This is a genomic window from Peptacetobacter hiranonis, from assembly GCF_008151785.1.
GTDB lineage: Bacteria > Bacillota > Clostridia > Peptostreptococcales > Peptostreptococcaceae > Peptacetobacter > Peptacetobacter hiranonis.
On record NZ_CP036523.1, the window covers coordinates 222,991 to 249,533 of the forward strand.

A 26,543-nucleotide genomic window follows, 5' to 3' on the forward strand; every position below is an offset into this window, starting at 1 on the left:
TTAAATAAATAATAATGAGGTATCTCAAACTACGAGGTACCTCTTTTTTTATGCAAAAAATATATAATTAAAGATTCTTTAATAATATTATTTTGAATAATGATAGAGATATTTAGAAATAATATTATTGAAGATGTAATTTATAGTTGTTAAATATTACAAAATTAACCTTGCGGGTTAATTATAACTGTGTTATTATTGACTTGAAAATAACTATATAAAATACATCAATAAAGTCAAAATGAGGTGATGTATTGAAAGTAGAATATAAGAATAAAGGGATAGAGAAAATTTGTACAAATTTTGATTATGCGCTTGATTTAGTTCATCCATATAGGCTTATTTTTGAGAAGAAAGGTGATGAAATTCAAATAGCAAGCATAAAAGAGATAGTGGATTATCATTAAATTTGTTAGGGGGAGGTAATTTTGATGTTAATAAAGAGTAAAACTACAATAGCTATACCACCAGGTGCAACAATTAAAGAACAGCTAGAAGATAGAGAGCTTAGTCAAAAGGAATTTGCAGCTAGAATGGGAATGTCTGAAAAACATATAAGTAATTTAATTCGAGGAAGTGTTAGACTAACACCAGAAGTTGCAATGAGATTGGAAATGGTTTTGGGGATACCAGCTAGATTTTGGAATAATCTTGAAGCAATATATAGAGAAGATATAGAAAAAATAAAAGAAGAAAATCAAATGGATAATGATTTTGAAATACTTAAAAAAATTCCATATAATGAGATGGTAAAGAATGGATGGATAGAAAAAGTTGATGAAAAATCAGAAAAAGTGATAGAACTTAGAAAATATTTTGAAGTTGCAAATCTTGCTATTTTAAGTAATCCACAATTAAATAAAATAGCATGTAGAAGAACAGCTATAACTCAAAAGAGTGACTATTGCCTTTTAGCTATGGCACAAAAGGCAAAAATAGAAGCCAGAGATAGAGAAGTGGAGGCAATAAATATAAAGCAATTAGAAAATAGCATAGAAGAGATAAGGAATTTGACATTGAGAAAAACAACTGAAGTTGGAGAAATTCTTACAGATGTCCTTAGTAAATGTGGAATAGCTTTAGTTATACTACCCAACTTAATGGGATCCTTTTTACAAGGAGCAACTTTTTATGAAGAAAGAAAAATAATAATAGGTATGACAGCTAGAGGAAAGGATGCAGATATATTTTGGTTCAGCCTTTTCCATGAATTGGGACATATAATAAAAGGTCATATTAACAATACTAATGGAACAACAGAAGAAGATGAAAAGGAAGCAGATGACTTTGCAAGAGATATATTAATTCCTAAAGATGATTACGATTTATTTGTAAAAACTGGCAACTTTAGTAAAATTGCAATTGAAGGATTTTCACATAAAATAGGAATAGCTAGTGGAATAGTGGTTGGAAGACTGCAGAATGATGGATATATTAAATATAGTTGGCACAATGATTTAAAGGAAAAAATATAGAATTACAAAGATGGGATTATTTTTATTCTGTAAAAATATAAAAAATAAAAGGACTTTCGGATAAACAAGTTGTTTAAATGAAAGTCCTTTTGTATGTAAATTATCTTATTAATATACTATATAGATTTTCTTTTTTTACTTATAAAATATGCTATATACATTCCTATTGCTACAATCATATTATTAAACACTAAAAAAATATTAGAATAAAATAGGTTAATAAATGAAACTGGTAAGAATTTTGGTGTAGCAAAGAAAACTGATAAAAGAATGCCTATTATTACAGATATAAAACTGACATCCTTGTTAAATGTAGTTAGAACTAGTACAAATACTATTAAGAAAAGCATGTACCCTAACCCAACGAAAATATAAGAATTACCTTCCATTTGCTGATATTTTACCAACGCATTCTTAGAAAGGAATGAGAAGAAAAGTATAATTATTGGGAAAATAGCAGCATAAATGTTTAAAAACAACGATTTGAAATTCTTAGAATCTTTAGTCATAATAATCACCTCGAATATTAAAATTTCCTAAGATATATAAAACCATTGGTTTAATTCAGTATAACAAAAGTAGAAAAATATGCAACTTTTTCTATAATTTTTAAGTATACATATTTATTATTATTTTGAATAATAAGTTACTTAAAGAAATTATAGCGTAAATTAACTTTAAATTTTTATATGTTTTGCAAGATAGTTTTGTTTATTATATTATTATATTAAACAGACTATGAAGAATTGAGGAATAGAAATGATTTCGATAGCAATTTGTGAAGATGAAAAGATATATAGAGATAAATTAAAAGAGTTTCTTGGAAAATTCTTAGAACAAAAGAAGTATAGTGTAGAAGAATTTGAGAATGGAGAGAGTTTTTTAGAGAGATTTGAAAAAGATGAAAGCTACAGAGAAAATTTGGATATAGTTCTTTTAGATATTCAAATGGATGGTATTAATGGAATGGACGTGGCTAGAAAAATTAGAGAGTGGAACAAAAAGTTGCAGATAATATTTATCACAGCAGTTCCCGATTTTTTAGCTGATGGATACGAGGTTAAGGCATTTAGATATTTGCTAAAACCAATAGGATATGAAGATTTTTGTAAACATTTTGGTAAATGCTTAGAGGAAATTGATGAGAATAAAGAAAGCAGCATAGTCATCAATGATTTGAATACGGGTAAGACAGTGGTTGTTCCTACAGAGAGTATACTTTTTGTAGAAACTTATGGGAGAAACCTTCTTGTACATATAGATAAAAATGTGTACAGAGTGTATGAAAGTATAGGAAGTATGGAGGAAAAACTAGATAGAGAGACGTTCTTTAGGGTACATAGAGGATATATTGTAAATATTTCTAGGATTGAGAGTATAAAAGGAAGAACTGCTATAGTTGCAGGAAATGAGGTAATGATCAGCAGAGATAAGATAAAAGAGTTGAAAGAAAGAGTAATGGATTATATAGAAAAAGTAATGAAATAAAGTAGTTAATAATATTATCCTGTGGGGGTGATTAATATAGGACATCATAATTTTTGGATTATATACAATTATTTTCAGTTTGTAATATATTTTCTAATTTTAAAAGTGGATATGGATTTAACTGAAGATAGAAAAAAATCTAAGGCTTTTGGTTGGATAAGTATTTTTGTAATAACATTTTTATTACAGTATTTACTTTATGAATACTTAAATCAAAATAGTTTTGTATTTTTGATAAATACAGCTATATACATGATTTATGCTATTATTAACTACAGTACACCTAAAAAAAGATTGTTTATAAAAACAATATCGTTTTTTGCAATTGTAGAATTATTTATTAAAGAAATAGCAGATAAATTATCAACAAAGATTAATGTAATAATCGAAAATGGAATAGTAGTAAATACAAGAGCTACATGGTTAACTGATTATGAGTCATTAGTAATATCAATTTTAATAACTGTTTTTTCTGTCATTATATATGAGTATATTATAAATGCTAGAAAAAATGATGAGAAAATAAGTATTCCAATCGTACTATTGTTGATTTTGAATACATTTATCATAATAGCAATTTTTAAAATGATATCGATAGTCATAATGGGAGTTGGAAATCATTTAGAGTATGGAATTTTAATAATATTTATGATTCTTATATCAGATATTTTTATTATTATGACAATGAAGAGTATAGTAAAAGACTATAAGATAAAGAACGAAAATAAAATACTTAGAGAAAGTGTAGATAAAGAGGTTAAGAACTACATAGCATCGAGTAGAGAAAATCAAAAAGTTAGGGAAATGTACCACGATATAAAAAATCATATAATTTGTATAGATGAGCTATATAAATCTGGAAACTCTGAACTAGCAGGTGAGTATATACAAAAGATAGAGGGAAGTTTAAAAAAATATGAATCTGTAAGAAATGAGTTTAACACAGGACATATAATATCGGATTCTATATTGAAGAATAAAAAGAGCATGTGTGATGAGTATGGGATAAACTTTGAGTGTAAGGTAGATTTTTCTAGGTATGATTTTTTAGATATGGCGGATTTTTGTACGATTTTATCAAATCTTTTAGATAATGCAATAGAGGCGTGTTTACACGTGGAACATAGCGATAGATATATAAAAATCAGCAATAGTATAGTAAATAATTTTAGCCTTTTAATTGTAGAAAATTCAAAGGAAAATGAGATTAAAAAAGACGGAAGTAAGATTTTGACTAGTAAAAAAGATAAGTCTATTCATGGAATAGGTATAGATAATGTAAGAAGTTGTGTAGAAAAGTACAACGGAGATATGAAAATAGATTACGATGAAAGCAGCTTTAAGGTAAGGATTATGATACCAATTGCTGTTTAGACAGTAAAAACCACCATTAAAACAGATTATATTGTTTAAAAATTTCTTAGATGATAATTTAAGGGTAAGAATATAATTTATAAAGATTATATCAAAGACACAATCTAAGTAATTTTATAACTATTGTATGATTTGTAGAAAGGTGGTTTTCTTATGTTACACTTTAAATTAGCATTTCAATATATTAAGAAAAATTTAAGTCGCTCATTGTCAATAATTTTAAGTATATCAATAGGTATAGCTATAATATTAGGTGCAGGAGTGATAAATGAAAATGTAGAAAAAGCAGATATTGAAGGATTACGATATGAGCTAGGGAATTATCATCTAAAAATAAAAAATATAGATAAAGAAACGATAAAAAATATAGATAAAGAAAAAAATGTCGAATATACGGCAATAGAACAACCACAAGATGGTTCAAATTATAAAGGTCAATTATTAAATATTACAGGAATAAATAAAAATTATTTAAATATTTCTAAATCAAAATTAATATCAGGTAGGATGCCACAAAATACTAATGAAATAGCAGCAGAAAAATGGGTACTACAAAACTTAGGTTTAGAAGGTGAAGTTGGAGAAAAAATAAGTTTAGATTTAAATGGAAAAAAGAAAAAAGAAACTTTTACAGTAGTCGGTATAATATCAGATAGAGTTTATGAAAAGTCTATAGGAATTATGGAATTTTTTGCAAAAGTATATCCTAATAAAGAAGTAAATCTCTATATGAAAGTAAATGAAGATACAGAAGAAGGAATAAATAGCACAATAAATAATATAATCAAAAAAAATAGTATAAAAAAAGAAGATGTAAGAAGAAATACAATGCTAATTAATAGTATTGCTAAAAGTGAAAAATATGATAACAAACTTTTAATATTATTTTCTATAATGATTCTATTTTTAATATTTATAGTTTATAGCATTTACAATATATCAATAGTACAAAGATTATCTGAGTATGGAATGTTAAGAGCAATTGGCGGAAATAAAAGTCAGATTTTTAAACTTACATTTTATGAATTATTAATACTTTCATTAATAAGTTTACCATTAGGAATATTGATAGGAGTTGTAGGATCAAAAGCTATTGGAGTATATGTTTGTAGTACAATAGCGGAAAATAGTTTTGAAATAGCTAATATAGTAATAAGTAAAAATCCGATTATAATGTCTTTGATATTTATAATACTTATGATAATAATACTATGCTATATAGTTTCAAAAAAAATAAATAAAATACCGATTATTGATTCTATAAATAAGAATAATAGTAAAAATAAGATAAAAAAATCTATATTCAATTTAAAAGCTGGTAAAAAGTTATCAGTAGAAAAAGTAATAGCTATAAATAATATACTTGTAAATAAAAAAACATTTGTAGTTACAGTTATATCTATAGCTTTAGGTGGAACAATGTTTATACTTTCTGATTTTGTAATGACTTTAAAGAGTGAAGATACAAGATTGTCGTTAGAAATAAATACAAACATAAATTCTGATTTTAAAATAGAGCAAACATCTGTAGATTATAGTAAAGGTATTTCAGCTGATGAACTTAAAAAAATAGAAGGAATAGACGGAGTAAAAACAGTTGAACCATATAAAACTAACTATATTTCAATATATAATATAGATAAAAATAAAATAACATTTCCTGAGTATTTCAAGTTTGTAGAAGATTTTATATCTAATAAAAAATATGAAGGATTAATGAAAACAGAAAGTAATGGACGATACTCTTCAAAAGGAAGTTTTTATGGATATAATAATAAAAATTTAAAAGAATTGGATAATTTTTTAATAGAAGGCAAAATAAATATTAAAGAGCTAAATAGTGGAAATAATGTAATTTTAAAAATACCTAAAGAAGGAAGTGGTCATAAAGTTGTAGATATAAATGTTGGAGATAAAATAAAGATAAAAATACCTAAGAATATGCTTAGTTCTGAAGAAAGTATTAAGTTTCCAGATAATATAGAGTATATAGAAAAAGAATTAACAGTATCTGGGATAGTTTCTAGAATATATAACCAAAATGTATATTTCTCAAGAGAAGGTATAGATGTAATTGCTTCAGATAAGGTATTTTCAGAAATAACAGGTGTAGATAAATATAAATTCGTAAATATAGATTGTAAAGAAGATGCTAATATAAAAAATATAGAAGATGAATTGTATAAAATTACAAAAAATAATGTGGGTTGTAATTTAAGAAATTTGTCTAAAGAAGTAAAAAATTTACAGAAAAATATATCATATAAAAATATGATTTTAAATGGTATGACGTTAATATTGCTAATAATGAGCTTCTTCAATATATTTAATAATATAAGTTACAATCTTGTATCAAGAAAATCTGAATTTGATACATTAAAAGCAATAGGACTTTCAAATAAAAAGTTAAAGAATATGGTTATTTATGAAGGTTTGGTATATTCGATAGTATCAAGTATATTAGTTGTATTATTATCACTTGCAGGACAGTATTTGTTATATTATAAATACTTTAAGAAAATTTTAATAAGTCCAACATGGTTTATAAATTGGAAACTATATATAGTAGTTGTAATTGTAAGCATTGCAATAGGAATACTATCTACATACATACCTTTTAGAATAATAAGAAACGATAAAAAATAATTTCTATCAGTTAGATGAAGAAATAAAGTTTTACAGTTTTATAATAAGATAGCTTTTATACAGTAAAAACCACCATTCAAACAGATTATATTGTTTTAAAATTTCTTAGATGATAATTTAAAGATAATAAATAATCTGAAGAAAGGTGGTTTTTCTATGTGGTATTTTAAGGCAGGAAAATCTTATATTAAAAAATATAAAAATAGGTCTATTTCTATAGGGATAGGCATTGTTCTTGGGATAGCACTTATTGTTGGAGTGGGATCTCTTTCGTTTAGTGCAAAGGAACAAAATATCAAACAGACTGAATACGAATTAGGAAGTTATTTTGTAAGATATGGAGATTTGAATGATACTCAAGTTGAAGATATTGAGAATATTAAGGTCAATGGATTAAATGAAGATAATTCTAAATCAAAAAAGAATAATAATCCGAATATATCGAAGCTTGGTCTTTTAACATACTATGATTCATCTACTCCTGATAGTGATGATTTAATGAATATTGTCAGCGTAAATAGAGAACTATTAGAACTTCAAAATACTGAGCTTATAAAAGGTAATTTTCCTAAAAAGACAAATGAAGTAGTTATAGAGAAATGGGTTTTAGATAATCTTGAAGTAAAAGAAGAAGTAGGACAAAAGGTAACTGTAGATTTATTTGGAAGAAAGAAAAAGGAAACTTTTGTAGTATCTGGAGTTTTGAAGGACAGAGCCAGAGAAAAATCTTCTGGAATTATGGAAATATTCCTAAATAGAGATTTAAAAAAGAGCAATGAAAAAACAGATGCTTATGTAAGATTTAAGGATGATAAAAATATTTTAAAAAATATTTATACAATTTCTAATGCTTTAGGAGTAGATGAGGAACATATAGGAATAAATGGGATGCTATTAGAGGCAATGGGGCAGCTTGAAGAAATTGATTATAACTTAATCTATTCGGCAATTGCAGCAGCTATTGTACTTGCAATAGTTGTATACGGAGTATTCAACATATCTATAATACAGAGAATTTCTGAGTACGGTGTGATTAGGGCAATAGGTGGAAAATTATCAGATATAGTCAAATTACTTTTGACAGAGCTTCTTTTAATATGGCTAGTTTCCCTTCCAATAGGTGTAGCTGTTGGATATTTAGTAGCGGTATTGCTTAAAAAGGTTTCAGGAAATGTATTTACCGAAATTGCTGTGGAATTGTCGACAATTAGCGTACCTATTGAAATAATGGTATTTGCAGGGGTTGTATCTCTGTTGATAATTGTATTTATAGTAGTTCTTTTGGCTTGGAAAATAAAGAGAATTTCCCCAATTGATGAGATTAGAGGAAATATAAAATCTTCTGTGGATAAGAAAAGAAATCACAAAATGAGTAGAAAAAGAAAAAATAATAGCCTTTCTTATAGTAAAATTATCCCAATTGAGATAAAGATGGCTATGAAAAATGTACTTAGAAACAAGAGTGGATTTGCAATTACTCTTATTTCTATGTGTCTTGGAAGTGTGATGTTTTTAGCTTCTTCATTCTACTCAGATTTGATGAAAGATCAGCAGAAGAAGCTAGACGAGGTATCAAGGGTGAATACAGATTTCAAGATAAGTATGAAACCGACAAAACCTATGTATGCAGGATATTCGGCTAAGGATATAGAGGATATTAGAAGTATAAAAGGTGTTGAAAATGTCGATGAAATAAGAGGTCTATATGCTAGGATGTTTTTAAAAGAGAATCAGATTTTAGATAAGGAATATTTTAAAGAGAAAAATAAAGAGCCGTACAATAAAGATGTTCTTGGTGGCTTGTTAGTAGATTGTGGAAATGGGGATAAGATTTTAAAATCTAGTGTATATGGATATAATAATACTCTTCTTAAAAAATTGGATAAACTTTTGGCTAAAGGGAATGTGAATTTAAAAGAGATGAACAATGAAGAAGTAGCCATTGCAATGGTTCCAAAGAATAATGGAAAGTACACAGTAGGTGTAGATATTGGGGATAAATTGAAGGTTACTTTTAGAGAAGATGGTATTTCTAGTGAGGAATATTTTAAAATGACTGACACAGGTGGGAAATATATCACAAAAGAGTTTAAAATTGTGGGTATTGTAAATGAACTTGTGGATTATTCTGCGTATTATCCAGATACAGATTCTGTGCACTTAGTTTTATCAAATAAGCAGTTTGAAAAATTCTCTGGGTACAAAAATGCACAGATTGTAAATATAGAAATGAAAGACGATGCAAATAGAGAAAAGGTAGCAAAACAAATCTTTGCTATAGCGAATAGAACTAGTGGAAATGTATTTTCTGATTTAACAGAGGAAAGAATGACACTAGCTGCTATGGAAGAAAACAAGCAAATGTTTATAAATGCGATTATAGGGATATTATTCTTAATCAGTATTATAAATATAGTGAATAATATCAAGTATAGCATGGTTTCGAGAAGAGCTGAGTTTGGAATAATCAGAGCCGTTGGTGCAGATAATAAGATGTTTAGAAAAATTGTGTTATCTGAAGGATTGATGTATGGATTGTATTCTGGTGTGATTTCAGTAATTGTCGCACTGATAGTATGTTGGGGAATATATAGTCCTATGGCAGAATTCTTGATTTCTCCAAAATTCTTGGTCAATCCAATTACATTTGCAGGAGTATTTTTAATGAATGTTGTATTGGGAGCATTGGTTTCTTATCTGCCTTTTGTTGAGATGAGAAATATCTCTATTGTAGAATCTATTGAGAGAACTGAATAAAAAATAAAAGCAAGAGAATAACCTATTATTTGGCTATTGCTCTTGCTTTTTTATATATAAACTATATTAATAATTTAGTTATTAAAATAAAAAACTTTAGAAAAAATTAAGAGATAGTTAAGATTACTTTAATTGAAAATAAGGATATTAGGCATTATCATATAAAGTAAGAAGAAACACTAAATTACAAGATAAGAAATTATTCTTTTGTGGAGGACTTAAATATGAGAAAAGTATTTATATCAGGACTAATTATAGCAACAGCGCTTTCAACTACAGCTTGTAAAAGTAATGTAAAGTTTGACGGTGAAAGAACAGGCAATGACTCAGAATTTATTTTAGAGTATGAAATGTTCAACGGATCTGACTCTCAGGATTTGAAATTGCAAAAAGGAGATACTTTGGAAGTAGATGTTGTAAACGACGGTGGGACTTTAAATATGGATATAGTGAAAAAAGATGACGGAGAAACTCTATACGAAGGGGAAAATTTACGGACATCATCTTTTGAAATTAAAGCGCCAGAGGATGGAATATATGAGGTTAGTGTAGAAGGAGAAAAAGCTGTAGGAGAAGTTACAGTAGAAAGAATAAAACGAGAAGAAGAAACTGTTTCAGATGGTTATGCTGTATTTAGCGAAGAAAATATGCCTAAAGCTGCAGTAAAAATTGTAGAAAAAGCTATGGGAATAATGGAACTAGAAAAAAATGATCAGGCTGAAATGATAATAAAAAACGGTGAAGACACAAAAGTAATAGTATACAAAAATGGAAACAGAGATGAAGCTAAAGAAATAACAATATCTAACAAAGTAGTAAACGGCGCAGAAGGAAGATACCTAATAAAAATGAATAACCCAAAAGAAAAAGGCGGGGTTACTATAGAAAGAATAGATTAATTTATAAAGGCTATTATATTAATGATTTTTATTAGTATGTAAATTTAAAGGGGTATGGAAATAACTGATATACCGCGACACTTGGAGACGCATAACTTTAAATGTTTTATGATGCGTCGGAACCGTGGAGCGGATAGCAGTTATTCCCTACCCCTCTTATTTATCTACTGAAATGAACATCTTTTAGTTTCTCTTTGTCCCATAAGAAACACTGTTCTGGATTGTTCATTGCTATAAACATATTCTTTTTAAAGTCAGGCATCTCATCCTGAAGTCTAGCTATAAGCTCTTTTATATATTGTCTCTTAGTATTACCATCTGCTGGACAAGGATTTTTAACTATCTTGAAATCCATTTCTTCAGCAGTTTTCTTGATTAAATACTCTTCAACATAGACCATTGGTCTGATAACTGTAAGTCCTGTTCTATCTAGGTATGATTTTGGAGAGAATGTACTCACTCTACCTTCATAGAACATAGACATAAGGAATGTTTCAAGGGCATCATCTTTATGATGACCAAGTGCGACCTTGTTGCAGCCAAATTTTACTGCGTAGTCATTTAATGCACCTCTTCTCATCTTTGCACAAAGAGAGCATGGATTTTTTTCCTGTCTAACATCGAAAACGACTTCTTTTATATCTGTAGGAATTTCGTGGAATTCTACATCTAATTCTTTACATAACTCATGAAGTGATGAGTTATCAGCGCCACCCATCTGAAGGCAGATTGCCATTAGTTCAAATTTTTCTGGAGAAAATCTTCTATATGTACTAAGTACGTGAAGAAGTGCCATACTGTCCTTACCACCTGATAATCCAATAGCTATCTTATCTCCATCCTGTATAAGATTAAAGTCCTGAATTGCTTTTCTTGATTTACTTAAAAGATTTTGTAATGTATTTTTTGCCATTATTTCACCGTCCTCTTATCTAAAATTTAATTTATGATTTGTACTAAAAATTATTTACTTTCTATAAATGATACAGATTTTTCTATACATTCTTTTGCAACTTCATCTACAGTTTTTCCGTCAGTAGATATTGTTATATCTGCTGCATTTGAGTAGAAATTATCTCTTTTTTCCATTAAAGATGCGATAAACTCAGTATTCATATGTCCATTTAGAATAGGTCTTTCATTTGAATCCTTTACTCTCTGAAGTACTGTATTTGGAGTAGCTGTCAATCTGATTATTATACCACTTTCCTTTAATTCTAAAACATTTTTTTCTCTAATAACGGCTCCACCACCGCAAGATATAATAACCCCACGTTTTTTAGAAATTTCTGCAACTGACTCAGATTCTAAATCTCTAAAGTGGTTTTCTCCAAATTTATCAAAAATAGATGGAATATCCATACTCGCTTTTTCTACTATATATGTATCAGTTTCAATTACTTCTCTATTTAACAATTTTGCAAGATGTGAAGATACAGTTGTCTTTCCGACTCCCATAAATCCAGCAAATACTATATTGTAACTTTCTAATTTTCCTTTTTCCATTTTATATCACATTCCTCGTATCGATTTTTTAATATAGCTAGTTAAATATACCATAGAATCGAAGTTAATTAAATATAATTTATTCAAATTTGGAATATAAGTGATAAACACAAATGAGATATAAAATAGAAATGTAACTTGCTTTACATTTTAGTGGATATAATATATAATAAAAATCAGTTTAATAAACTTATCAAGAATCGGGGCAGAGGGTCAGCTCGTATCCCGATACCAACCTAAATTTAAAGGTGGTCCTGCTGACATCGATAAGATAGAATGAAAAGATTGCTCTTCTTGTCGATTTGATAAGAAGAGCTTTTTAATTGTAAGATAAATTTTTTAGGAGGATTAGGAAATGGAAAAAGTAGAAAGCTTCAAACTAGATCACACAAAAGTTAAAGCACCTTATGTTAGAAAATGTTGCGTATTAGACGGTAAAAACGGAGACAAAGTTACAAAATTTGACTTAAGATTTTTACAGCCTAATGTGGAAGCATTTGGTACAGCTGCACTTCATGGATTAGAACATCTTTTAGCTACATATTTAAGAGAAACTATGGACGATATAATAGACTTATCTCCAATGGGATGCAGAACTGGTTATTATCTAATAATGTGGGGAGATGTTGAACCTGCATACGTTAAAGAAGGTTTAGAAAAAGCTCTTGAAATGGTACTAACTACAGATGAAATACCAGCTGCAACAGCAGTAGAATGTGGAAACTACAGAGATTTATCTCTATTTGGTGCAAAAGAATATGCTAAAAAAGCTTTAGATGAAGGATTCTCTTTAAACATATACGGAGAATAGGATTAAGCTATTGAGCATTGTAAAGAATTTAAAAAATACGGAGATATCTATTGAAAAAGCCGAAGTTCTTAGATATCTCCGGTATAAAGGCCAAGAGATAGAGAGTAGTTTTTCAGAGAAGATAGATTTAGCAATTGAGCAAACTAGATCCATAATAACTCCTAGAGCGGTATACGAAAGATATCCACTTAAATTTTTTGAAGATAGAATTGAAGTAGAGGGAACAAATTTAGTTTTAAAAAGTAAAGATATTTCAAAACTTCTTAGAGGTTGCGATGAATGTATTCTCTTTGCAGCCACTATTGGAACTAAGGTAGAAATGGAAACTAGAAAAGCTGAATATGTAAACCTTGCAAAAAGTATAATAATGGACTCTGCTGCTACAACATTTGTAGAGCGGACTTGTGATTATGTTCAGGAAATAATTGAAAAAGAAGTTAAAAAATCTGGGAAATATATAACTATGAGATATAGTCCAGGATATGGTGACTTACCACTAGAGTGTGGAAAGGAAATTCTGAATATTCTGCAGTCTCAGAAAAAAATAGGACTTACTACAAGCAGTAGCGGACTTATGATTCCAAGAAAGTCAGTTAGTGCAATTATTGGAATATATGATTCAAGTAAAGATGATGATATTGATAAATACAATAAAGTTAAAAAAGGTAAAAAAAGTTGTTTAGAGTGCCCAAACTACAACAACTGTATATACAGAAGGGAAAGCGGGGGAGCTTGCTATGGAAATTAGAGATTATTTAAAGACAGGAAAAGTTTTAATGTTTGATGGAGCAATGGGAACTATGCTTCAGAGAAATGGACTAAAAATGGGAGAAAATCCTGAGATTTTTGCATATAAAAATCCAGATATTTTAAGAGATATACATAGACAGTATTTAGATGCTGGGACGAACACAGTTCTTACTTGTACTTTTGGATGTAATGAGCTAAAGCTTCCAGAAGGATATACTGTTGAGATGATAATAGATAACGCCGTTAAAACAGCAAGAGAGGCAATAGAAGAGTCTAGCTCAGATAAGGAAAAATTTGTAGCATTAGATATTGGTCCAATAGGTGAGATGCTTGAGCCAATGGGGACTTTGAGCTTTGATAGAGCATATGAGATTTTTAAAAGAGAGGTTGTGCGGGGTGTAAAAGCTGGAGTAGATGTTATAGTAATTGAAACAATGATGGATTTACTTGAGATAAAAGCTGCTGTCCTTGCAGCTAAGGAAAATTCTGATTTACCAGTTTTTGCAACTATGACATTTGATGAAGATGGAAGAAGTTTTACAGGATGTCTTCCAGAAAGTATGGTCTATACTATAGGTGGACTTGGAGTAGATGCAATAGGTGTAAACTGTTCACTTGGTCCTGTGCAGCTATTACCAATAGTTGAGAAGATTTGCAGTGTTGCACAAATTCCTGTTATGGTACAGGCAAATGCTGGACTTCCTTCAATGCACGATGGACAGGCTACTTATGATATAGGTCCTGATGAGTATTGGGAAGGTGTTAAGAAATTTATCGAGGCAGGAGCTAGTATAATAGGTGGATGTTGTGGTACAGATCCTTCATATATAAAGAAGATTTCTGATAATCTATCTAATGTAGAAATTGGAGATAAAAACAATGAATATGTAAGTGCGGTTTGTTCTCCATCTAAGGTTGTGAGAATTGATGAGCCTAGAGTTGTTGGAGAGAGAATAAATCCAACTGGGAGAAAAGCATTTAAAGAAGCTTTAAAATCAGGAAATACTGATTACGCAGTTAGACTTGCTATAGAGCAGGTAAATGGCGGTGCAGATATTTTAGAGATAAATACTGGACTTCCTGGAATCGATGAAAGAAAAGCTATGGTAGATATTTTAAAAGAGGTGCAGTCTGTTACAGATACACCTGTTCAGATAGATTCATCAGTTGTTGAATCTTTAGAGGCTGGGCTTAGATATTGCAATGGTAGAACAATAGTAAACTCAGTAAATGGAAAGGACGAATCACTAGAAGCTATTCTTCCTCTAGTTAAAAAATACGGAGCCTGTGTTGTAGGTCTTACTCTTGATGAGAGAGGAATTCCTGAAAAAGCTGAGGAAAGAGTGGAGATTGCTAAGAATATTATAAAAAGGGCTGAGGAATTTGGAATTAGAAGAGAGGATATTTATATAGATTGTCTATCTCTTACAGTTTCGGCTCAGCAAGAAGCAGCGTATGAAACTTTAAAAGCTATGAAAGAAGTTAAAAAACTAGGAGTGCATACAACTCTTGGGGTTTCTAATATTTCGTTTGGACTTCCAAATAGACAGGCAGTAAACTCTGCATTTTTAACTTTAGCTTTAGATGCTGGTCTTGATTTAGCCATTATAAATCCTAATAATGAAAGAATGATGGAAGCTATAACTTCATACAAGGTTATTAGAAATATAGACAAGGGATGTACAAAATTTGTTGAAAGATATAGCGATGTAGACAATAAAAAAGATGTAAAATCATCTACTAGTTCTTCAGAGATGTCTTTATTTGATCTTGTAGAAAAAGGAATTAAAGATGAGGCTAAAAGTAAAACAATAGAGATGTTAAAGGATACTGATGAGAATTATATTTTAGATGAGATATTAATTCCTGCACTTGATGTTGTCGGGAAAAAATTTGAAAAAGGGGAAATATTCCTTCCACAGATGATTCAATCTGCAGAAGCTGTTAAGGCATCACTTACTGTTATTAAAGAAAATTTAATCAGTAAGAATGGAGATAAAAAAGAAGATGTATCAAAAGGAAAGATTATCCTAGCTACAGTTGAAGGGGATATCCACGATATAGGTAAAAATATTGTAAAAATAATGCTTGAAAACTACGGATACGAAATTATCGACTTAGGAAGAGATGTTCCTGTGGATAAAGTTGTGGAAAAAGCTGTTGAAGAAAATATAAAACTTGTAGGACTTAGTGCACTTATGACTACAACTGTAAAAAGTATGGAAGAAACTATAAAAGCATTAAAAGAAAAAATGCCCGAGGTAAAGATTTTTGTTGGTGGTGCAGTGCTTACAGAGGACTATGCATCTGAAATAGGAGCTGATTTTTACGCAAAAGATGCTAAGTCTGCAGTCGAAATAGCAAAAATTATCTTATAAAATTAAAAAAACTGTTTAAAAATCTTCGGATTTAGTGTATACTAAGATGTATATTTTGTATATAATATAACCAAGAGAAAAGTCTCAATTATCCAAAGTAGCGAGTGGATATTTGTGATTTAGATGGAAATATTTTATCAATCTATCGTCAACAATAAAAAACACCGTATGGGATTAGCGAAACCATACGGTGTTTTTTATTTATGTTCTTAATTTAAGCAGAAAATTGCTAAATAGCGTTCAACTTATACTCGAAAAGTGAAAGAAATATTGTTTCCGTTCCAAGCTTTGGCGCAATCTTTTAACTAAAGATTTTAAAATGAAGATTGCGCCTGTAGGTTGTCACTGGAAACAATACATTTTTCCACTTATTTGCGAATAAGTTGAAAAATACGGCAGGGATAGTTATCCACTTATCCACATAATTAACAGAGATAAATATCCACAAAACAGAAATATTTTCTAGAATAGAAGATATTTTTAATTTTTATCTTAAAGATATAAACAAAATGTGTATCAACTTGTACAAAAGTGGATAACTTTTACACATTTTACTTACTTTTCCAACATTTTAGATTAATCGATGGTTATAATTTTAAAATCGGTAAAAAAGATAGGAGGAGATTGTTTCCAGCGACAATGCAACTTGATTGCCTGGAGCAGAAACAACTCCTCCTATCTCTTTATTATTTTACAAACTATAACCCTTGATTAACTAAAATGCCCAGTTTCCATTTTTGAATATGGCAATTTCTTCTCCGTTTTTAGTTATTCCAGTTATGTCCATGTCTGCAGATCCTACCATGAAATCTACGTGAGTTAAACTATCATTAACTCCTAATTTATCTAATTCTTCTTCTTTTAAGTCATTTCCATTTTCTATGCAGCTTCTGTAAGCAGAACCTATAGCTAAATGACAAGATGCATTTTCATCAAATAGAGTAGTATAGAATACTGTATTTGTATTTGATATTGGTGAATTATAAGGAACTAATGCGACTTCACCTATGTAGTGAGAACCTTCATCAGTTTCTATAAGGTTTTTAAGAGTTTCGTATCCTTTTTCAGCTGTAAAGTCTACTATTTTACCGTTTTCAAATGTTATTGTGAAATCATCTATTACATTACCGCCAAATACTAATGGTTTTGTACTAGCTACAGTACCATTTACGCCAAATTTGTGAGGCATTCCGTATACTTCTTCTGTTGGTATATTTGGTACGAAAGATACTCCATTTGGATCTTTTGCATCTCCACTTAACCAAATGTGTCCCTCTGGTAAATCTATTGAAAGATTTGTTTTAGCTGATGAGTATTTTAATGTTTTGAAATCTGACTCGTTTAAGAAGTCAGTTCTCTTTTTAAGATTTGCTATATGTTCATTCCAAGCATCTACAGGAGATTCTAAATCTGCTCTAGTACACTGGAATATTCCTTCCCATAGTTTTTCTACTGCTTCTTCTTCAGAGCAATTAGGGTATACTTTTTTAGCCCAGTTTACAGAAGGACAAGCAACTATACTCCATTTACATCTATCTGTTAATGTATAAGATCTCCATTCTTTAAGAGCTTTTCCAGAAGCTTTCTGGAAGTTTGCTATTCTCTGAGGGTCAACCCCTTTAAGAAGGTCTGGGTCCTGAGCTACTACTGTTAAGAAAGAGCCACCTTCTTTTGCTATCTGAGTATATTTATCTGCCTGCCACTGAGGATATTCATTAAATGATTCGTCAGGAGCCATATTATAAGTTAGTTTAGAGCATTCGTCGTCGCTCCATTCTACATATACATGTTTTGCACCACATTCATATGCATATTTGACAGCTTTTCTTACAAAATCAGCGCAATCTATAGGTGAGCGAACTAAAAGAGTTTCTCCAGGCTGAACGTTCATTCCAACTTTTATAGATAGTTCAGCGTATTTGTCTAAATTTCTTTCAAAATTCATTTTTCTATACCTCCAACAAATTTATTTTTGTATATTTTCATTATATCATTTTGAAAATTTAAGCGATATATAAAAGAGTTATTCTTCAGTTGTGCTATATACAAAATTACGAAAAATAATTATAATGTATATGATAGAATAATTAGTTTTTTTGATTTTTTCAGGAGGAATTTTTAATATGGAATTATGTGAAGCCATTTATTATAGAAAAACAACTGAGTTCTTTTCAAATAAGAAACTCAAAGATCATTTGATAGAAGATGTTAAAAGAGCATGCGACAATATAACATATATAGATGAAGATTTAAATATTCAAGCTCATGTTATAGATAAAGGACATCTTATCCACTTCCTTATGGGGAAAGAATGCAAGATAAAAGCACCTCATTATATAGTTGTTACATCTGATGGAGGGAAAGACCATCTTCAAAATATTGGATATGCTATGGAAGAGGTAGTATTATTTATGACTAGCCTTGGGATAGCTACTTGTTGGATTGAGTCTCATCTTACAAAAGCGGATATTTTAGACTGCTTAAAGACAGAAGAAGACGAGAGAGATTTTGTTAGGGATGAAGGTTTTGAAGTAGCTGAGATGATAAAAAATGCAGAATTAGATGAAAGTATAGGGGAGCCATGTATAATAATTGCATTTGGTATGCCTATAAAATCTGAACCTTTATTTAGAACAAGATTTGCAATACCAGATAGAAAAGATATTTCTAAGATATCTAAAGGTATGAAAGGCGAATGGGAAGATGTTATGGAGCTTGTAAGACGTGCACCATCTGTTAAAAATACACAGCCTTGGTATGTACTAAGAGATAAAAAGGGAATTCATTTCTTTGAAAAAGTTCCTAAAAAGGCAGTTCTTAGAGATATGAGTAAGATAAGTATGGGAATTGCTCTAAAGCATTTTGATTTAGCTTGTAGAGAAAGAGGGATGACTGTTGTCTACAAGGATATGAATTTAAGAAATAGAATTGGTGGAAGAGAGTACTTTATATCAGCTGAACCAAGAAACTATGTTGCTGATGACTTAGATGATGAAGAGTAAAATTAGAATTTTTATAGGAATAATTACCATAAATAACATAATAATATCCAAATTAATTGGAAAACGATGTATAATATAAGAGTAATGTACTTTTCATAAAAAATAAAAACCTTAATTGAAGAAGAGGATTAATAAGTTATTGACATATAAACTCTTAAATGGTTATAATGGTATAAATACTAAAATAATTAAATTAGAAGAAATAAAAATATTTATGATAAAGTCTTTTAAGCTAGTCCAGAGAGACTGGGAAAGATATCTCATAGCGTTTTTTTGTTATGGAAAGATAAAATCCTTATGCCTCTTTTTGTGGTGTAAGGATTTTTTGTGTATTACGAGGCTTTGTTAAAACTAATGAAGAGGAGAATAATAGATATGGTTAATGGGAAAGAAAAACTGATAGTGGCGATTGACACTGACAATTTCGAAAAAGCAAAAGAAATGATAGACAAATTAGAAGATAGTGTTGATATATTCAAAGTTGGTCTAGAACAGTACGTTGCTACAAGAGGTAAAACTCTTGATTATTTAAAAGAAAAAGGGAAAAAAGTATTCCTAGATTTAAAATTCCACGATATACCAAATACTATGAAAAGTGCGGTAAAAGCAGCAGTTAGAGATAATGTTTGGCTAATGACAATACACGTTTCTGACATGGAAGGAATGAGACAGTGTGCTGAAATAGCTAAAGAAGAAGCTGAAAGATTAAATATAGAAAAACCTCTAATAGTAGGTGTAACAGTGCTTACTTCATTAAGCAACGAAGACCTTCAGGATATCGGATGCAGTATGACTGCTGAAGAATTAGTTATAAAGAGAGCAAAATTAGCTCAGAAGGCTGGAATAGACGGTGTTGTTTGTTCAGCTAGAGAAGTAGATAAGATAGTTGAAATATGTGGAGATGATTTTGTCACAGTTTGCCCTGGTATAAGACCTGCAACAGCAGAAATAGGGGATCAGAAAAGAGTAGTAACTCCTTCAGATGCAATAAGAAGAGGAGCTAAATATATAGTTGTAGGTAGACCTATAACACAGGCTGAAAATCCTAAAGAAGCAGCTGAAAGTATAGTAAGAGAAATAGAAAATGCGTAGGGGGTAAATCCAATATGAAATGCAAATTAATATTAGAAAACGGAACAGTTTTTGAAGGAAAGGCTTTTGGATACGAAAAAGAAACTGTAGGAGAGGTAGTATTCAATACTTCAATGGCAGGGTATGAAGAACTTCTTACTGACCCAACATACAGAGGACAGTTTGTAGTTATGACTTATCCACTAGTAGGAAACTATGGAATAAACTTAGAGGATGTAGAATCTAATGGAGTGCATGCAAAAGCACTTATAGTTAGAAATAAATGCGATAGTCCTAACAACTTCAGATGTGAAATGGACTTAGATATGTATATGAAACAGAATAAAATAGTAGGTATAGAAGGTATAGATACTAGAGCGCTTACTAAAATGATAACAGCTAACGGAACAATGAAAGCTGTTATAGCTTACGAAGATAAAGACGAAGCAGAATTAAAAGAAAAATTTGCTTCTTACTGTAATAAAGATGCAGTTAAAGAAGTAACTTGCAAAGATGTTAAAAAAATAGATGGAACAGGAAGAAGAGTAGCTATATTAGATTTAGGTGTAAAAAACAGTGTTGTTGAAGCACTTAAAGCATATGGATGCGATATAACAATATTCCCAGCTACTACTCCAGCTGAAAAAATACTTAGCGTAAATCCAGACGTTGTATTATTATCAAATGGACCTGGAAATCCAGAAGATGCTGACTTTGCAGTTGAAGCAGCTAAAAAAATAGCAGGTGTTAAACCACTTGTAGGTATAGGTCTAGGACATCAGGTTATAGCTTTAGCTCTTGGTGGAAAAATAGATAAATTACCATTTGGACACAGAGGAGCAAGTGTTCCAGTTAAAAATATGGAAACAGGTAGAGTATTAATAACTACTCAGCATCATGGATTCAATGTAGCTGAAATGCCTGAAAACACAGAAGTAACTTATACAAGTCTTAACGATGGATCTATAGAAGGTTTAAAACATAAAGAACTTCCTATAATGAGTGTACAGTTTATACCAGCATTCACATCAACAGACGACAAAGAATGCGTATACGGTAAATTCCTTGCATTATAATATAGACGATTATAATAGAAACGATATAGATTAAGAAAAATAAAACGGATTAAAGGAGAGAATGTTATGCCTAAAATAGACAGTATAAAGAAAACATTAGTACTTGGGTCAGGACCTATAATAATAGGACAGGCTGCAGAGTTTGACTATTCTGGAACTCAGGCTTGTCAGGCTTTAAAAGAAGAAGGGATAGAAGTTGTATTAATAAACTCTAACCCAGCTACAATAATGACAGATAAAGAAATAGCAGACAAAATATATATAGAACCACTTACTTTAGAATTCATAGAAAAAATAATAGAAAAAGAAAGACCAGACAGTTTACTTGCAGGAATGGGTGGACAGACAGGACTTAACTTAGCAGTTGAATTATATGAAAGTGGAATACTTGATAAATACGGAGTTAAAGTAATAGGTACTTCTGTTGAATCTATCAAAAAAGGTGAAGATAGAGATATATTCAGAGAAGTAATGAGAGAAATAAATCAGCCAGTTATAGAAAGTGATATAGTAACTACTCTTGAAGATGGTTTAGCTTATGCAAATAAAATAGGTTATCCATTAGTAGTTAGACCAGCTTATACACTAGGAGGAACTGGTGGTGGTATAGCTGAAAACGAAGAAGAATTAAAAGAAATATTAGTTCACGGTTTACAGCTAAGCCCAGTTAGCCAGGTACTTTTAGAAAAAAGTATAAAAGGTTGGAAAGAAATAGAATACGAAGTAATGAGAGATAGCATAGGAAACAGCATAGTTATATGTAACATGGAAAATGTTGACCCTGTTGGTGTTCATACAGGAGACAGTATAGTTGTTGCTCCAACTCAGACATTAAGTGCTAAAGAATGTGCAATGCTTAAAAAAGCATCTCTTGATATATTAAATGCAGTAGAAGTTCAGGGTGGATGTAACGTACAGTTCGCACTTAACCCAGATAGCTTCGAATATGCTGTTATAGAAATAAACCCAAGGGTTTCAAGATCATCAGCATTAGCATCAAAAGCAACTGGTTATCCAATAGCAAAAGTTTCTGCTAAGATAGCTCTTGGATATACATTAGATGAAATAGAAAATGCAGTAACTAAAAAGACTAAAGCTTGCTTCGAACCAAGTGTAGACTACGTAGTTGCTAAAATACCAAAATGGCCTTTCGATAAATTCAAGAAAGCTGATAAGAGATTAGGAACTAAGATGATGGCTACTGGAGAAATAATGAGTATAGGAAGCAACTTTGAAGCGGCTATACTTAAAGGTATAAGATCTCTAGAAATAGGAAAATATTCATTAGTTCATGCACCATCAGAACAGAGATCTCTAGAAGAATTAAAAGCTAGAGTAGTTGTTCCAGATGATGAAAGATTATTCGACATAGCTGAAATGATAAGAAGAGGCTACAAAGTTGAAATGATAGAACAAATAACTAAGATGGATAAATGGTTCTTAGATAGATTTAAATGGATAGTTGAACAGGAAGAAAAATTAAAAGGTATGAAAATAGAAGACCTTACTAAAGAATATCTTCTTGAATTAAAGAAAAAAGGATTCTCTGATAAAGGTATATCTGACTTAATGAAAATAAACCCAGAACAGTTATACGAATTAAGAATGCTTTACAATATAAAACCAGCTTACAAAATGGTTGATACATGTGCTGGAGAAGTAGATGCATTATCTCCATACTACTACTCAACTTATGAAGAATACGATGAAGCAACAGTAAGCGATAAGAAAAAAGTTATAGTTCTTGGATCTGGTCCAATAAGAATAGGACAGGGTATAGAATTCGACTACTGCTCAGTTCACTGTGTTAAATCATTAAGAAAACAGGGAATAGAAACAATAATAATAAACAACAACCCTGAAACTGTATCAACAGACTTCGATACTTCTGATAAATTATACTTCGAACCATTAACAGAAGAAGAAGTTCTTAACATAATAGAAAAAGAAAACCCAGACGGAGTTATACTTCAGTTCGGTGGACAGACTGCTATAAAACTAGCTAAATTCCTTCACGAAAAACATATACCAATATTAGGTACTGATTTCGAAGATATAGATGCAGCTGAAGATAGAGAAAAATTCGATGAATTACTAGAAAGATTAGACATAAATAGACCAAAAGGTAGAGGTGTATGGACTGTTGAAGAAGGTCTTGAAGTTGCTCACAACTTAGGATTCCCAGTACTTGTTAGACCATCATACGTACTTGGTGGACAGGGTATGGAAATAACTTACGATGAAGCTAGATTAGTTCAGTACTTAGAAGCAGCATTTGAAAGAGATAGTAAAAACCCAGTTCTTATAGATAAATACTTAACTGGTAGAGAAATAGAAGTTGACGCTATATGCGATAAAGAAGATATATTAATACCTGGTATAATGGAACACCTTGAAAGAGCAGGGGTTCACTCAGGAGACAGTATAACAATGTACCCAAGCCAGAATATATCTGACAGAATAAAAGAAAAAATATTAGACTACACTAAAAAAATAGCTCTAGACCTAAATGTTATAGGTATGGTTAACATTCAGTTCATAGAATTCCAGAATGAATTATACATAATAGAAGTTAACCCAAGAGCAAGTAGAACTGTACCATATATATCAAAAGTTTCAGGTGTGCCAATAGTAGACCTTGCAACTAAATGTATGTTAGGTGCTAAATTAAAAGACCTTGGATACGGAACAGGAGTATACAAAACTCCAGATATAGTATCTGTTAAAGTACCAGTATTCTCAATGGCAAAACTTGCTCAGGTTGAAGTATCACTAGGGCCTGAAATGAAATCAACAGGGGAAGTTCTTGGAGTAGGTGCTAACTTAGAAGAAGCATTATACAAAGGATTCCTTGCAGCTGGCAAAGGTATAGCTGATGAAAGAGGTTGCGTACTTGCTACAATAAATAACCACGATAAAGAAGAGTTCATAGAAATAGCTAAAGATATGAAAGATCTTGGATATACTTTCATGGCTACAGAAGGAACAGCTAAAGCATTAAGAGAAAACGGAATAGAAGTTGAAACTGTAAATAGAGTAGAAGAAGCTAGACCAAATATACTTGACGCTATAAGAAATAAACAGGTAGATATGGTTATAAATACTCCTACAAAAGGTAACGACTCTAACAGAGATGGATTCAAGATAAGAAGAACTGCTATAGAATTCTCTACAGAAGTTATGACTTCTCTTGATACATTAAAAGCAATGGTAGATGTTAAGAAACAGCATATAGATAAAGATACGCTAAAAGTTTACAACATATCAGAAATATAATTTAAAATTTATGGGTAGGCTGTCGCAATATTTTGTGACAGCCTATTTTTATTGCTTAGAGTTACAAATTAATTTTCACCTCCAGGCTTCAGCGCTACACCTATTTTTATAACACATTTAAATGACGTGTAGCGCTTGTAGATTGTCGGTTGAAAATTAATTTGTAATTCTAAGCTTGATTATTTTATTTGACACAAAATATTTACGACGCCACTTTACCAAAATTGTTTTAAAATTATATTTCTGATTCTAGAAAATCTTTTAGTGTATTTTTTCTATATGCTGTTTTCTTTTGAGAAGATAGAGGGTGTAAATAGGTAATTTAATTTATATGTGATTGGTGAGATAAAGTAGTGCAAATGGTTGTGTGTGTATGATATAATTAATAATTAGGTTAAAAAATGAGATGGAAAATATTTTAAGAAATATAAATTTAATTAGATAAGAGAGAAGGAGGAAAAGATGTTAATTTTAGCAGATAGTTGGAAAGATTATGAGCTTATAGACATGGGTAACGGAGAAAAGCTAGAGAGATGGGGAGATATCGTCCTTAGAAGACCAGACCCACAGGTTGTTTGGCCAATGGAAAAAGAATGGTCATTATGGAAAAATCCACACGGACACTACCACAGAAGTAATAGAGGTGGAGGTTCTTGGGAGCAGAAGAAAAAATATCCAGAAAGCTGGACAATAAACTACAAGAATTTAAAATTCAATATAAGACCTACAGGATTTAAACATACAGGTCTTTTCCCAGAACAGGCAGCAAACTGGGATTGGATGATAGATAAAATAAAGAAAGCAAAAAGACCTATAAAGGTTTTAAATTTATTTGCATATACTGGTGGAGCAACTGTTGCTTGTGCTTCAGCTGGGGCAGAAGTTTGCCACGTTGATGCAGCAAAAGGTATGGTAAACTGGGCAAAAGATAATATAGCATTATCTGGACTTCAGAATCAGACAGTAAGATTTATAGTAGATGATGTTGTTAAATTCGTTGAAAGAGAAATAAGAAGAGGAAGAAAATACGATGCTATAATAATGGACCCACCTTCATACGGAAGAGGACCAAAAGGTGAAGTATGGAAAATAGAAGATAAATTATACGATTTCGTTGAATTATGTATGGGTGTATTATCTGATGATCCATTATTCTTCTTAATAAACTCTTATACTACAGGATTTTCTCCAATAGTACTTGAAAACGTACTTTCTACTACTATAGGAAAGAAAGTAAAAGGTGGACAGATATACGGTGGAGAAGTTGGAATACCAGCATCTAGAGATGGTAAAATACTTCCTTGTGGTATATTTGGGAGATGGGAGAGATAGTCTTTGTCTAGTGTAAATATAAATGTACTTTATGAAGATAATCATCTTTTAGTAGTTGAAAAGCCTGTAAATATTCTTTCTCAGGGCGATAATACAAATGATAAGGATATGGTTAATCTATTAAAGGCATATCTTAAAGAAAAGTATAATAAGCCGGGGAATGTTTATTTAGGGTTAGTTCATAGACTTGATAGACCTGTTGGAGGTGCGATGGTATTTGCCAAGACTTCTAAGGCGGCATCTAGACTTTCTGAGCAGGTTAGAAATAAGACGTTTAAAAAGACTTATAGAGCGGTTATCAATGGAAAGATGAGAAAACAGAGTGATACTTTAAAGGATTATCTTTATAAGAATAAGAAAACTAATATGGTTAGTGTGGTTTCTGAAAGCCATAAGGATTCTAAGTACGCTGAGCTTAGCTACGCAACTCTAGCATTTAAGGATAAGATGAGTCTAGTTCAGATAGATTTAAAGACTGGTAGGCCACATCAGATTAGAGTTCAGTTTGCTTCAAGAAACAATCCTCTTGTTGGTGATCAGAGATATGGTAAAAATAGCAAGGTAGGTCAGCAGATAGCGCTTTGGTCTTATAAGATTGAGATAGTTCATCCTGTTACTAAAGAGAAGATGGAGTTTGTCTGTGAGCCACCAAAAGAATATCCATGGAATGTTTTTGATAAGTAGTTCGAAAGGATGATTGGA

20 protein-coding genes are annotated in these 26,543 nt (G+C 30.6%); 16 read left to right on the forward strand and 4 right to left on the reverse strand.

The annotated features are described in order from the left end of the window. Positions 1-254 precede the first annotated feature (254 nt). Positions 255-407 (forward strand): hypothetical protein, encoded by a 153-nt coding sequence (locus KGNDJEFE_RS11670; protein ID WP_006441033.1) that lies wholly within the window; start codon positions 255-257, stop codon positions 405-407. A gap of 24 nt (positions 408-431) precedes the next feature. Further along, positions 432-1,475, forward strand: coding sequence for a helix-turn-helix domain-containing protein (locus KGNDJEFE_RS01365; protein ID WP_006441034.1), 1,044 nt, complete (start codon positions 432-434; stop codon positions 1,473-1,475). A 116-nt stretch (positions 1,476-1,591) separates the two neighbouring features. On the opposite strand, the gene KGNDJEFE_RS01370 is transcribed toward KGNDJEFE_RS01365, so the two are convergent. Further along, a complete protein-coding gene (locus KGNDJEFE_RS01370) occupies positions 1,592-1,984 on the reverse strand; it encodes a hypothetical protein (protein WP_006441035.1) in 393 nt (130 codons plus the stop codon). A 250-nt stretch (positions 1,985-2,234) separates the two neighbouring features. Between KGNDJEFE_RS01370 and KGNDJEFE_RS01375 the strand changes: the two genes are divergently transcribed. The 5 genes from KGNDJEFE_RS01375 (at position 2,235) to KGNDJEFE_RS01395 (ending at position 10,639) form a co-directional block, all read left to right on the forward strand. After that, positions 2,235-2,963, forward strand: coding sequence for a LytR/AlgR family response regulator transcription factor (locus tag KGNDJEFE_RS01375; RefSeq protein ID WP_006441036.1), 729 nt, complete (start codon positions 2,235-2,237; stop codon positions 2,961-2,963). Between the two features lie 111 nt (positions 2,964-3,074). Continuing rightward, a complete protein-coding gene (locus tag KGNDJEFE_RS01380) occupies positions 3,075-4,337 on the forward strand; it encodes a GHKL domain-containing protein (protein WP_040410714.1) in 1,263 nt (420 codons plus the stop codon). Between the two features lie 153 nt (positions 4,338-4,490). Further along, the gene (locus tag KGNDJEFE_RS01385; RefSeq protein ID WP_006441038.1) at positions 4,491-6,983 is read left to right on the forward strand and encodes an ABC transporter permease; all 2,493 of its coding nucleotides are present in this window, start codon (positions 4,491-4,493) and stop codon (positions 6,981-6,983) included. Positions 6,984-7,139: 156 nt separating this feature from the next. Next, on the forward strand, positions 7,140-9,740 hold the full coding sequence (locus KGNDJEFE_RS01390) for an ABC transporter permease (RefSeq protein ID WP_006441039.1): 2,601 nt from the start codon (positions 7,140-7,142) through the stop codon (positions 9,738-9,740). A 224-nt stretch (positions 9,741-9,964) separates the two neighbouring features. Further along, complete coding sequence (locus KGNDJEFE_RS01395; protein WP_006441040.1) at positions 9,965-10,639, forward strand: hypothetical protein; 675 nt, start codon at positions 9,965-9,967, stop codon at positions 10,637-10,639. 160 nt (positions 10,640-10,799) lie between these two features. On the opposite strand, the gene KGNDJEFE_RS01400 is transcribed toward KGNDJEFE_RS01395, so the two are convergent. Continuing rightward, entirely contained in the window at positions 10,800-11,552 is a 753-nt protein-coding gene (locus KGNDJEFE_RS01400; RefSeq protein WP_006441041.1) for a tRNA 2-thiocytidine(32) synthetase TtcA, read from the reverse strand. A gap of 50 nt (positions 11,553-11,602) precedes the next feature. After that, positions 11,603-12,145, reverse strand: coding sequence for a shikimate kinase (locus tag KGNDJEFE_RS01405; protein WP_006441042.1), 543 nt, complete (start codon positions 12,143-12,145; stop codon positions 11,603-11,605). A 355-nt stretch (positions 12,146-12,500) separates the two neighbouring features. On the opposite strand from KGNDJEFE_RS01405, the gene KGNDJEFE_RS01410 reads away from it, so the two are divergent. From KGNDJEFE_RS01410 to KGNDJEFE_RS01420, 3 genes are read left to right on the forward strand one after another with little or no spacing between them, the layout of a single operon-like run. Further along, on the forward strand, positions 12,501-12,956 hold the full coding sequence (locus tag KGNDJEFE_RS01410; protein ID WP_006441043.1) for an S-ribosylhomocysteine lyase: 456 nt from the start codon (positions 12,501-12,503) through the stop codon (positions 12,954-12,956). A 10-nt stretch (positions 12,957-12,966) separates the two neighbouring features. Next, positions 12,967-13,704: a vitamin B12 dependent-methionine synthase activation domain-containing protein gene (locus tag KGNDJEFE_RS01415; RefSeq protein WP_006441044.1), complete on the forward strand. Its 738-nt coding sequence runs from the start codon at positions 12,967-12,969 to the stop codon at positions 13,702-13,704. Beyond that, complete coding sequence (locus KGNDJEFE_RS01420; protein ID WP_006441045.1) at positions 13,694-16,084, forward strand: homocysteine S-methyltransferase family protein; 2,391 nt, start codon at positions 13,694-13,696, stop codon at positions 16,082-16,084. Before KGNDJEFE_RS01415 ends, KGNDJEFE_RS01420 begins: the two co-directional genes overlap by 11 nt. Positions 16,085-16,799: 715 nt before the next feature. On the opposite strand, the gene KGNDJEFE_RS01425 is transcribed toward KGNDJEFE_RS01420, so the two are convergent. Further along, on the reverse strand, positions 16,800-18,029 hold the full coding sequence (locus tag KGNDJEFE_RS01425) for an aminopeptidase (RefSeq protein WP_006441046.1): 1,230 nt from the start codon (positions 18,027-18,029) through the stop codon (positions 16,800-16,802). A gap of 178 nt (positions 18,030-18,207) precedes the next feature. Between KGNDJEFE_RS01425 and KGNDJEFE_RS01430 the strand changes: the two genes are divergently transcribed. The 6 genes from KGNDJEFE_RS01430 to KGNDJEFE_RS01455 all read left to right on the forward strand — a co-directional run bounded on the left by KGNDJEFE_RS01430 (position 18,208) and on the right by KGNDJEFE_RS01455 (position 26,525). Further along, complete coding sequence (locus tag KGNDJEFE_RS01430) at positions 18,208-19,086, forward strand: nitroreductase family protein (protein ID WP_006441047.1); 879 nt, start codon at positions 18,208-18,210, stop codon at positions 19,084-19,086. Positions 19,087-19,461: 375 nt separating this feature from the next. Then, positions 19,462-20,178 carry an orotidine-5'-phosphate decarboxylase gene (pyrF, locus tag KGNDJEFE_RS01435; RefSeq protein WP_040410715.1) on the forward strand — a complete coding sequence of 239 codons (717 nt, stop codon included), beginning with the start codon at positions 19,462-19,464 and terminating at the stop codon, positions 20,176-20,178. Between the two features lie 14 nt (positions 20,179-20,192). Next, positions 20,193-21,233: a glutamine-hydrolyzing carbamoyl-phosphate synthase small subunit gene (gene carA / locus KGNDJEFE_RS01440; RefSeq protein ID WP_006441049.1), complete on the forward strand. Its 1,041-nt coding sequence runs from the start codon at positions 20,193-20,195 to the stop codon at positions 21,231-21,233. Between the two features lie 66 nt (positions 21,234-21,299). Then, positions 21,300-24,509, forward strand: coding sequence for a carbamoyl-phosphate synthase large subunit (gene carB, locus KGNDJEFE_RS01445; RefSeq protein WP_006441050.1), 3,210 nt, complete (start codon positions 21,300-21,302; stop codon positions 24,507-24,509). A gap of 462 nt (positions 24,510-24,971) precedes the next feature. Further along, positions 24,972-25,841, forward strand: coding sequence for a class I SAM-dependent methyltransferase (locus tag KGNDJEFE_RS01450; RefSeq protein ID WP_006441051.1), 870 nt, complete (start codon positions 24,972-24,974; stop codon positions 25,839-25,841). Between the two features lie 3 nt (positions 25,842-25,844). After that, entirely contained in the window at positions 25,845-26,525 is a 681-nt protein-coding gene (locus tag KGNDJEFE_RS01455) for an RluA family pseudouridine synthase (protein ID WP_006441052.1), read from the forward strand. Positions 26,526-26,543 lie beyond the last annotated feature (18 nt).

Bases quoted from the DNA above. Each gene is read 5' to 3' on its own strand.
- carA (WP_006441049.1), top strand. From the start codon at position 20,193: ATGAAATGCAAATTAATATTAGAAAACGGAACAGTTTTTGAAGGAAAG.
- KGNDJEFE_RS01375 (WP_006441036.1), top strand. From the start codon at position 2,235: ATGATTTCGATAGCAATTTGTGAAGATGAAAAGATATATAGAGATAAA.
- KGNDJEFE_RS01385 (WP_006441038.1), top strand. From the start codon at position 4,491: ATGTTACACTTTAAATTAGCATTTCAATATATTAAGAAAAATTTAAGT.
- KGNDJEFE_RS01365 (WP_006441034.1), top strand. From the start codon at position 432: ATGTTAATAAAGAGTAAAACTACAATAGCTATACCACCAGGTGCAACA.
- KGNDJEFE_RS01425 (WP_006441046.1), bottom strand. From the start codon at position 18,029: ATGAATTTTGAAAGAAATTTAGACAAATACGCTGAACTATCTATAAAA.
- KGNDJEFE_RS01430 (WP_006441047.1), top strand. From the start codon at position 18,208: ATGGAATTATGTGAAGCCATTTATTATAGAAAAACAACTGAGTTCTTT.
- KGNDJEFE_RS01370 (WP_006441035.1), bottom strand. From the start codon at position 1,984: ATGACTAAAGATTCTAAGAATTTCAAATCGTTGTTTTTAAACATTTAT.
- KGNDJEFE_RS01380 (WP_040410714.1), top strand. From the start codon at position 3,075: ATGGATTTAACTGAAGATAGAAAAAAATCTAAGGCTTTTGGTTGGATA.
- KGNDJEFE_RS01450 (WP_006441051.1), top strand. From the start codon at position 24,972: ATGTTAATTTTAGCAGATAGTTGGAAAGATTATGAGCTTATAGACATG.
- KGNDJEFE_RS01420 (WP_006441045.1), top strand. From the start codon at position 13,694: ATGGAAATTAGAGATTATTTAAAGACAGGAAAAGTTTTAATGTTTGAT.
- carB (WP_006441050.1), top strand. From the start codon at position 21,300: ATGCCTAAAATAGACAGTATAAAGAAAACATTAGTACTTGGGTCAGGA.
- KGNDJEFE_RS01395 (WP_006441040.1), top strand. From the start codon at position 9,965: ATGAGAAAAGTATTTATATCAGGACTAATTATAGCAACAGCGCTTTCA.
- KGNDJEFE_RS01410 (WP_006441043.1), top strand. From the start codon at position 12,501: ATGGAAAAAGTAGAAAGCTTCAAACTAGATCACACAAAAGTTAAAGCA.
- pyrF (WP_040410715.1), top strand. From the start codon at position 19,462: ATGGTTAATGGGAAAGAAAAACTGATAGTGGCGATTGACACTGACAAT.
- KGNDJEFE_RS01405 (WP_006441042.1), bottom strand. From the start codon at position 12,145: ATGGAAAAAGGAAAATTAGAAAGTTACAATATAGTATTTGCTGGATTT.
- KGNDJEFE_RS01390 (WP_006441039.1), top strand. From the start codon at position 7,140: ATGTGGTATTTTAAGGCAGGAAAATCTTATATTAAAAAATATAAAAAT.
- KGNDJEFE_RS01400 (WP_006441041.1), bottom strand. From the start codon at position 11,552: ATGGCAAAAAATACATTACAAAATCTTTTAAGTAAATCAAGAAAAGCA.